The organism is Mesorhizobium sp. M7A.F.Ca.US.005.03.2.1, from assembly GCF_003997795.1.
Taxonomy (GTDB): domain Bacteria; phylum Pseudomonadota; class Alphaproteobacteria; order Rhizobiales; family Rhizobiaceae; genus Mesorhizobium; species Mesorhizobium ciceri.
Genome location: NZ_RZRP01000287.1, coordinates 1 through 6917, shown reverse-complemented (window position 1 = coordinate 6917; position 6917 = coordinate 1). Strand labels below are relative to the sequence as shown.

The 6917-nt window shown below is 62.9% G+C and carries 9 protein-coding genes; 6 read left to right on the top strand and 3 right to left on the bottom strand.

What is annotated here, in order from left to right; all coding sequences use genetic code 11:
- A partial coding sequence (locus EN991_RS17250) for a DUF6356 family protein (protein ID WP_127369196.1) occupies positions 1–198 on the bottom strand: 198 nt, incomplete at its 3' end.
- A 115-nt stretch (positions 199–313) separates the two neighbouring features.
- On the opposite strand from EN991_RS17250, the gene EN991_RS17245 reads away from it, so the two are divergent.
- The 6 genes from EN991_RS17245 to EN991_RS17220 all read left to right on the top strand — a co-directional run bounded on the left by EN991_RS17245 (position 314) and on the right by EN991_RS17220 (position 4859).
- Complete coding sequence (locus EN991_RS17245) at positions 314–784, top strand: Lrp/AsnC family transcriptional regulator (RefSeq protein WP_013528044.1); 471 nt, start codon at positions 314–316, stop codon at positions 782–784.
- 107 nt (positions 785–891) lie between these two features.
- Complete coding sequence (gene dut / locus EN991_RS17240; RefSeq protein ID WP_013528045.1) at positions 892–1377, top strand: dUTP diphosphatase; 486 nt, start codon at positions 892–894, stop codon at positions 1375–1377.
- A complete protein-coding gene (locus EN991_RS17235) occupies positions 1377–2039 on the top strand; it encodes an HAD family phosphatase (protein ID WP_127369195.1) in 663 nt (220 codons plus the stop codon). Before dut ends, EN991_RS17235 begins: the two co-directional genes overlap by 1 nt.
- Positions 2040–2108: 69 nt before the next feature.
- Entirely contained in the window at positions 2109–2963 is an 855-nt protein-coding gene (locus EN991_RS17230; protein WP_127369194.1) for a hypothetical protein, read from the top strand.
- A gap of 80 nt (positions 2964–3043) precedes the next feature.
- Complete coding sequence (locus tag EN991_RS17225) at positions 3044–3847, top strand: oxaloacetate decarboxylase (protein WP_024505790.1); 804 nt, start codon at positions 3044–3046, stop codon at positions 3845–3847.
- Between the two features lie 13 nt (positions 3848–3860).
- Positions 3861–4859 (top strand): proline racemase family protein, encoded by a 999-nt coding sequence (locus EN991_RS17220; RefSeq protein ID WP_064995777.1) that lies wholly within the window; start codon positions 3861–3863, stop codon positions 4857–4859.
- A 9-nt stretch (positions 4860–4868) separates the two neighbouring features.
- Here EN991_RS17220 and EN991_RS17215 read toward each other — a convergent pair whose 3' ends face one another.
- Together EN991_RS17215 and EN991_RS17210 are read right to left on the bottom strand one after the other, a co-directional pair.
- A complete protein-coding gene (locus tag EN991_RS17215) occupies positions 4869–5579 on the bottom strand; it encodes a sulfate transporter family protein (RefSeq protein ID WP_027163754.1) in 711 nt (236 codons plus the stop codon).
- A gap of 90 nt (positions 5580–5669) precedes the next feature.
- Positions 5670–6602 carry an EamA family transporter gene (locus tag EN991_RS17210; protein ID WP_013528051.1) on the bottom strand — a complete coding sequence of 311 codons (933 nt, stop codon included), beginning with the start codon at positions 6600–6602 and terminating at the stop codon, positions 5670–5672.
- Between the last annotated feature and the right edge of the window lie 315 nt (positions 6603–6917).

The window sequence follows — 6917 nt, the reverse complement described above, 5'->3', positions numbered from 1 at the left end:
GTTGTGCGTCCGCTCGTAAAGCTCGCGAACGATTCGGCTGGCGGTAGTTTCAAACAGAAATGGCAAGAAAGCATGAACGAGCGCGGCGCCGGCCGCCATCAACAGGCGCGACGAAAACCAGGCGGCAAAGCCCATGTGGCTGAAATAGGTTTCGCCGACCTTGGCCGGATGAGAGGTGAAAATCCTTGCGACCGACATGCTGGTTCCCCTTCAGCGCTTGAAGTTCCTGATATGAGTATCCTGACATGCTTCGCCGGTTCATCGGTCTCAAAATGTCCTTGTATTTCGGTGATGCATGGGACAAATATCCCACATGGCGCTGGAAATTGACGAAATCGACCGGAAATTGCTCGCCGAGTTGCAACGCGACGGCACGCTGTCGGTCGACCAGTTGTCGGAACGGGTGGCGCTGTCGCGCAATGCCTGCTGGCGCCGGGTGAAGCGGCTGGAGGAGGCCGGTGTCATCACCGGCAGGGTGGCGCTGGTCGATGCCGAAAAGCTCGGGCTTGGCCTTTCCGTCTTCATCCTGATCCGCACGTCCAACCACGATCCGGAGTGGCTGCAGAGATTCCGGGCGGCGGTGACCGGCTTTCCCGAGATCATCGGCGTCTACCGCATGTCCGGCGACCTCGACTACGTTCTGCGCGCCCGCGTCGCCGACGTGAAGGCCTATGACCGGCTCTACCAGCGGCTGATCGCCAAGGTGGCGCTGTCCGACGTCTCCGCCTCCTTCGTGATGGAGGAGATCAAGGAGACGACGGTGGTTCCGATGGAAGTGCGCTAAGGTATGTTGAGATTCAGGTCAGGCCATACTGATGCCTGAAAGAAAGCCGTTGATAGGCTTGCGGGCGAATTGACCGAATCGGCAATCGCGCCGATAGGATCGATTTTATGCGCGCAGCCCTTCAAACTCCCTCCGTCATCGGTCCGACCGTCGGCTTCGTCAGGTTGCCGCATGCTGAAGGACTTCCCCTTCCTGCTTATGAAAGCACCGGTGCTGCCGGCATGGATCTGCGCGCCGCGGTGCCGGACGACCGGCCGCTGCTGATCCTGCCCGGAAAACGCGCTCTGGTGCCGACCGGGCTGATCCTGGAAATTCCCGAAGGCATGGAAGGCCAGGTGCGGCCGCGCTCAGGCCTTGCCTTCAAACATGGGCTGACCGTCCTCAACACGCCCGGCACCATCGACAGCGACTATCGCGGCGAGGTCAAGGTGCTGCTGATCAATCTCGGCGACGAGGACTTTGCCGTGACGCGCGGCATGCGCATCGCCCAGATCGTTTTTGCCGCGGTGACGCAAGCCGCCGTGGAAGAGCGCAACCTGGCCGGCGGCACGGCGCGCGGCGCGGGCGGGTTCGGATCGACCGGCACCGCCTGATGCCTGAACTGCCTAAACTTGTCATCTTCGACTGCGACGGGATCCTGGTCGACACGGAGAACCTGGCCAATCGGCGCCTTGCCGAATGGCTGACCGCTGCCGGCTATCCGACAAGCTTCGAATATTGCCGCAAGAATTTCTCCGGCCGCAGCATGGCGTCGGTGCAGAAAGAGATCGAAGAAAAGACCAGCGTCAGGCTTGGCGCCGATTTTGTCGATCGCTGGAACGCCGGCCTGCCAGACCTGTTCGCCCACGGCGTCGAAGCAATCCCTTATGTCCGCGAATTCGTCGAGGCCGTGCGGTCAGCCGGGATCGCCTATTGCGTCGCCACCTCGGCCCGGGTGTCGAAGATGCACATCACACTTGGCCAGACCGGGCTGTTGCCGCTGTTCGAACACGCGATGTTTTCCTCGACGATGGTCGCGCGCGGCAAGCCGTTTCCGGACCTGTTCCTGCATGCTGCGAAAACCGTGGGCTTTGCACCTGCCGACTGCATCGTCATCGAGGACAGCGTCGCTGGCACGCAGGCCGGCATCGCGGCCGGCATGCGGGTGTTTTCCTATCACGCCGATCCCTATTCCGACCGCGACGGCCTTATCCAGGCCGGCGGCATCCTGTTCGACGACATGCGCGAACTGGCCGGGCTGGTGCCGATCCACTGAGCTGGCTGACGGACTGGACGGGTTGGGAGGCTGTGCTACGTTCCGCGCGCCCGACAGCCTGAGGCGACCATGCCGACGAACCTGCTTCGCTTCATCCTCGCCGTGATGCTGCTGCCATTGCTGTGGACCGCAGCCGGCGCGCAAGACGCCAGCCTTCCGGAGCTCGGCAGCCCACTGCCCGGCCAAAAAGACATCACCTATCTCGACCTCGCCAGGATGATCATTCCAGACCTCGCCGCCGACAAGAATGGCTTTTACAGGGGCGGGCTGCCGATCGCGATGCGCCATATCGAGGGACCCGACAGCGGCGGCTCGCCGCCCGAAACCTCAGGCTTTTCCAATGCCTCCGTGCTTGCCATCAAGGCGGGAGGCAAGGACCGCCTGACCATGCTGTTCGATCTCGGCGATTCCTCAGACAGCGCAGAAGGCTATGCGGTGCTAGCGCTCTACGACATTACGGGCAAACCAAGGCTGCTCGACGCCGCCAATGTCGCCCTCGACCGCAGCACCTATTTCCGCGAACCCGGCAAGCTCGGCATCGGCGCCAATGATGATATCCTCATGATCGAGAGTTCGCATTCCAATTCAAACCAGAACTATATGATCGTCCCGCTGATTATGGTCGCCAGGGACAAGTTGAAGCTGATCGACATCATCTATTTGTTCGACGAGCACGTGTGTGCCTATAGCCGGACGCAGGACGTTGCCTTTAAAGCCTTCGCAGAGGGCCGACGCCATGCGGCGATCAAGGTAACGGTGACCGATGCCACCGTCGTGAACGACGAAAGCTGCGATGACCAGCCGCCCAAACCTGAATCTCACGACATCTCCGTCACCTATCATTGGGACAAGACAACGTCGCACTACGCCAAGGATTCCGACGCGCTGGACAAATTGGCAGGAGAGAACGCCAAACGCTTCTGAACCAATCGCATTCGTTTGCCCGGCCAGATGGAGCAGGATAAAATCCGTTCGGCCACACCGCATATGATGGGGGAACTACCATGGACAAGGGCAAGATCTTTCGCGACCTGCATGCCTCGACCTTCGTCGTGCCCAATCCCTGGGATATCGGCACGACCAAGCTGCTCGGCTCGTTCGGCTTCACGGCGCTGGCGACGACCAGCGCCGGCTTTGCCTTTTCGCGCGGCCTGCCGGACGGCGCGGTGACCTTCGACCAGATGATCCACCATTGCCGCGAAGTGACCGCGGCGACCAGCCTGCCGGTCTCGGCCGACCTCGAGAAAGGCAAGGGCGACAGCGCCGAGCAGGCCGCCGAAACCATCTTCGCGGCGGAAGCTGCCGGCCTTGCCGGCTGCTCGATCGAAGACCACACCGGCGATCCGGACAAGCCGATCTATGATTTTGCGCACGCCGTCGAACGCGTTGCGGCGGCCGTGGAAGCGGCGCGGGCCCTGAAACGCGATTTCGTCTTCACTGCGCGGGCCGAGAATTTCCTCTGGGGCAAGTCCGACCTCGACGACACGATCAAGCGGCTGCAGGCGTTCGAGAAGGCCGGCGCCGACGTACTCTATGCGCCAGGCATCGGCAACGTCGAGATGATCCGCACGCTCTGCTCTGCCGTCAGCAAGCCGGTCAATGTCATGGCGGTACCGGGTTTTACCATCGCCGATCTCGCCATGGCCGGCGTCAAGCGTATCTCGCTCGGGCCGTGGCTGACCAATTTCGCCTACGGCATGCTGGAAACGGCGGCACGCGAAATCCAGCAAGACGGCACCTTCGGCTTCACCCGCGCCGCCATGCCGTTCAGCAAATTGCAGGCCCTCTTCGGCAAATCTTCGGATTAATGGGGCCCGTCGCATGACGCTGACCGTGATCGACATGCATACTGGCGGCGAGCCGCTAAGGATCGTCACCGGCGGCTATCCCGGTATCCCCAAGGGCACGATCCTGGAAAAGCGCGCCTATGTGCGCGACCATCTCGATCATCTCAGGAAAATCCTGATGTTCGAGCCACGCGGCCATTACGACATGTATGGCGCCTTGCTGGTCGAGCCGGACCTGCCCGGCGCCGACCTCGCCGTGCTGTTCATGCACAATGAGGGTTATTCGACGATGTGCGGCCACGCCATCGTCGCGCTCGGCCGCTACGCCATCGATGAAGGGCTGGTGGCGAAACAGGAACCAGTCACGACAGTCAATATCGAGGCGCCGTGCGGGCTGGTCGTCGCCTCGGTCGAGGTCAGGGACGGCAAGGCCGGTGCGGTGTCGTTCGAAAGCGTGCCGGCCTTCCTGTTCGCCGGTGGACAGGCGATCGAATTGGCGGGCCACGGCACGATTGGCTTCGACGTCGCCTATGGCGGCGCCTTCTACGCGCTGGCCGATTGTCACCAATTCGGGCTCGAATTCGGCAGAAGCCGGATGCGCGATTTCGTCGATGCGGCAACGGGGCTGACGGACAGGCTCAAGGCTGAATTTCCGCTGTCGCATCCCGACCACGGCGACCTAGCCTACCTATACGGCACCATCCTGACCGACGGCCGCGACACATTTTCCGGCGAGGTGACCAAAAACATCTGCGTCTTCGCCGAAGCCGAGGTCGATCGCTCGCCAACCGGTTCCGGCGTCACCGCAAGGCTGGCGGCCATGCATGCCAAGGGCGAGATCGCGATCGGACAGACGCGCACATTCGAGAGCATCGCCGGCTCGCGTTTTTCCGGAGCCGTGGCGCGGACGGCGAAGGCTGGACGGCATGAGGCGATCATCGCCCGCGTCGGCGGCCGCGCCTATTATTCCGGGCGGGCCGAATTCATCGTCGAGGCCGATGACGAGCTCGGACGCGGATTTCTGTTGCGCTGAAGAAAATGCCTAGCCGCGTGAGGGGCGAGCCACTTCCCGCACCGAGATCGCCTTGTGCAGATGCACCATCATGGCGGCGGCGAACAGCGGCGTCAGCAGGTTGAGCAACGGCACGGCGAGGAAAGCGGCGATGAGCAGCCCGGCGAGAAACACTGTGCCGGCATAGTGCCTGCGCAAGGCCCTGGCCTCGTCTTCGCCGCGAAAGCGCATGGCGGCGAATTCGAAGAACTCGCGCCCGAGCAGATAGCCGTTGACGATGAAGAAGGCGGCTATGTTGACGCCCGGCACCAAGAGAAGCAGCAGCGCGACGATGTTGCCGAGAATGACGACACCGAGGAATCGCGCCGACAGCACCAGCGAGCGCAGCGCCGGCATGGCGCGGCCGGTCGGATCGCCGGGGTAGTCGGTGCGCTCGACCACTTCGGCGATATCGTCGAGGAACAGGCCGGCGACAACAGCCGTCACCGGCGCGATGAGCAACGCCATGCCGAAGGCAAGCGCTATTGCCGCGATGATGCCGCCGAGCCACCCGGCCCAGGACGGCATGCCGGGCAACAGCGTCTGCAGCCACGGCAGCGCCAGCCACTCGACGAGGCTCGTCAGGCCGAACCACAGAGCCACCAGTGCCAGCACGGTCAAGCCCAGCGTCTTGACGAACACGGCCCGAAAGGGAGGCGAAATCAGCTCGAGGGCCGCAGCGCGGGCAGCGTCGAAAATCACCTTGTCACACCCCCGGTTAGCGGACGCCGCCTAAAAGGCGGATGCTTCCGAGATAGGCAGCGCAGGCCATGAGCACAAGCGGGCTGGCGTCTACCGCGCAAATGCCGGCTTTCGAACCGGGATGGTCATGGCAGCGACCCCGGCCACGACAAAACCCATGCCCAGCCATGCCGTCGAACCAAGACTTTCGCCGAGGAAGAGAGCGCCGATGCCGACGCCGATCGGCACGCGCAGATAGGCCTGCGAGGTGGTGCCGACCGAACCCAGCGTGTGGATGAGGCGGAAATAGATGACGAAGGCCAGCGCGGTGGAAAAGACCGACAGGCCGAGCAGGGCCAGGATCGACGCGGTCGATGGCGCCAGCGTCCACGGCTGGTCGAACACCAGACTGAGCGGCACGAGGATGACGGCGCCGCACAACATGGAACCGGCGGCCGGTAGCATTGGGTCGAGGCCCTTGAAACCGCGGCCGAAAATGGCGGCCCCGGCATAGCAGACCGTCGCGGCGACGATTGCCAATTGCGCCCACAATTCATGACCGAGGCCACTCAGCGCCTGCGTGCCGATAATGAGGCAGATGCCGGCAATGCCGGCGCCCACACCGATCAGTTTGCGCAAGGTGACCGGCTCGTGGCGGGTGATGAGCGCGGTCAAGAGGAAGGTGAAGATCGGCGAGGTCGCGTTGAGGATGGTGGCGAGGCCGGCATCGACCGAGCGTTCGGCCGCGGCGATCAGGGTGAACGGAATAACGCTGTTGAGGCAGGCCTGGAAGGCGAAGCGGCGCCAGCTTGCAGCATCGCCCGGCAAGGCGAGCCCGCGCCAGCGGATGATGGCCAACAGGATGCCGCCAGCGATCAGGGTGCGGGCGGCAATGAAGGTGACCGGCGGGATGGTTTCGACGCCGATCTTGATGAAGGTGTAGGAGGCGCCCCAGAGCACTGCCAGCACGACGAGCAGTACCAGGTCGGTGGTCAGATCGTTTTTTGCAGGCTCGTTCTTCGTCGACATGCTTTTTGTAGACATTGGGGGCTGGCTCGCCTTCGAAGCGGGATCGTCTGATCCAGGCTTATAGGCGGTGCGGCGATGAAATGCTTCGGCCACGGTCGAATTGTCATAGCGCCTCGCGGCTGATGCGCCTTTGCCTGTTCCGCCAAAGTTGCGTGTCACGCCCTAGGCAAACCGGTTTCAAATCGCTAGACCCGCGCCGGGCCGGCGTGGCAAGAAGCCGGCTCGGGTTTTTGGCGGAGATTTTGATGCCGGATTATGACGTGCTTTGCATCGGCAATGCCATTGTCGACATCATCGCCCAGTGCGACGAGGAATTCCTCGAGACCAACG

Bases quoted from the DNA above. Each gene is read 5' to 3' on its own strand.
- EN991_RS17245 (WP_013528044.1), top strand. From the start codon at position 314: ATGGCGCTGGAAATTGACGAAATCGACCGGAAATTGCTCGCCGAGTTG.
- EN991_RS17225 (WP_024505790.1), top strand. From the start codon at position 3,044: ATGGACAAGGGCAAGATCTTTCGCGACCTGCATGCCTCGACCTTCGTC.
- dut (WP_013528045.1), top strand. From the start codon at position 892: ATGCGCGCAGCCCTTCAAACTCCCTCCGTCATCGGTCCGACCGTCGGC.
- EN991_RS17210 (WP_013528051.1), bottom strand. From the start codon at position 6,602: ATGTCTACAAAAAGCATGTCGACGAAGAACGAGCCTGCAAAAAACGAT.
- EN991_RS17230 (WP_127369194.1), top strand. From the start codon at position 2,109: ATGCCGACGAACCTGCTTCGCTTCATCCTCGCCGTGATGCTGCTGCCA.
- EN991_RS17235 (WP_127369195.1), top strand. From the start codon at position 1,377: ATGCCTGAACTGCCTAAACTTGTCATCTTCGACTGCGACGGGATCCTG.
- EN991_RS17220 (WP_064995777.1), top strand. From the start codon at position 3,861: ATGACGCTGACCGTGATCGACATGCATACTGGCGGCGAGCCGCTAAGG.